Annotated in this window: 2 protein-coding genes and 1 pseudogene; 1 reads left to right on the top strand and 2 read right to left on the bottom strand. The window is 78.6% G+C overall.

The window, feature by feature from the left end; all coding sequences use genetic code 11:
• Positions 1–234 (top strand): annotated as a pseudogene (locus GTW08_RS11435) (aminotransferase); the annotation flags it as partial.
• A gap of 13 nt (positions 235–247) precedes the next feature.
• On the opposite strand, the gene GTW08_RS11430 reads toward GTW08_RS11435, so the two are convergent.
• Positions 248–730, bottom strand: coding sequence for a ferritin-like domain-containing protein (locus tag GTW08_RS11430; RefSeq protein ID WP_062401114.1), 483 nt, complete (start codon positions 728–730; stop codon positions 248–250).
• Positions 727–934 (bottom strand): hypothetical protein (locus tag GTW08_RS11425; RefSeq protein ID WP_202417044.1); only part of this gene is annotated, 208 nt, incomplete at its 5' end. The genes GTW08_RS11430 and GTW08_RS11425, both read right to left, overlap by 4 nt.

Raw genomic sequence — 934 nt, 5'->3', positions numbered from 1 at the left:
CTCGACGCCGACGGCCTGCGCGCGCACTGCGTCGGTCTCGCCGACACCCTGCGCGAGCGGCTCGGGATGCCGCCCGCCGGGTCGGCCATCGTGTCGGTGCGCGCCGAGGGGGCGGCCGACCGGCTGGCCGCGGCCGGGGTCACCGCCGCCGTGCGCGACGGGGCCGCCCGGCTGGCGTTCCACCTGTCGACCACCCCTGACGACGTCGAGGCGGCCGCCGCGGCGCTCCGCTGAGCGCCGCGACCCCTCAGCTGCGGCCGGGGAACACCGGTACGACGGGGGACCGCTCGGTGACCCCGCGCCAGTACGCGAGCCGGCCGGTGCACTCGACCATCGCCTTGAGCCCGGCCTCGCGCAGCGGGACCGACGACGACCGCTCGGTCACCGACCGCCAGGCGGCGATCGCGTCGGTCTCGGCCGACACCAGCAGCGCCCCGGCCGACACCCCGTCGACGACGGGCTGCGGGGCCGCGTACGCCGGCTGCGCCGAGACCGGCCGCTGCCCGATGTCGGACAGGGTCTGGGTGATCTGACCGCGCAGGGTGGTGTGGGCCTCGATGTCGCCGCGGGCCCGGGTCGCCCACTCCGGCGGGATGAACGCGAGCGCCATCTTGTACGCCCACAGCGCCGCGTGCTCGCAGGCGAGTGCCCGCTGCAGCGCCTCGACGGTGACCTGGGGGACCTGCGGCTCGTCGTCGGAGGACTGCCGCGGCCGCGGACCCGCGCTCACGCCGGCGCCCCGGTCAGGACCGCCGCGTAGGTGGCGCAGCAGGCGGCGACCTCGGCGACCAGACCCACCTGCAGCGCCGAGGCGCGGGGGACGACCTCGCCTGCGCTGCGGGCCGACCCGGCGACGGCGTCGCGCACCGCGGCGAGGTCCCCCGACGGCGGTGTCGCGGGGGCGGCGATCTGGCCCGGAGTGCGTCCGCCCGCC

It is taken from the genome of Pseudonocardia sp. SID8383, assembly GCF_009864975.1.
In the GTDB taxonomy this organism is placed as follows: Bacteria; Actinomycetota; Actinomycetes; order Mycobacteriales; family Pseudonocardiaceae; genus Pseudonocardia; species Pseudonocardia alni.
This window is presented reverse-complemented; position numbering and strand designations above follow the sequence as displayed.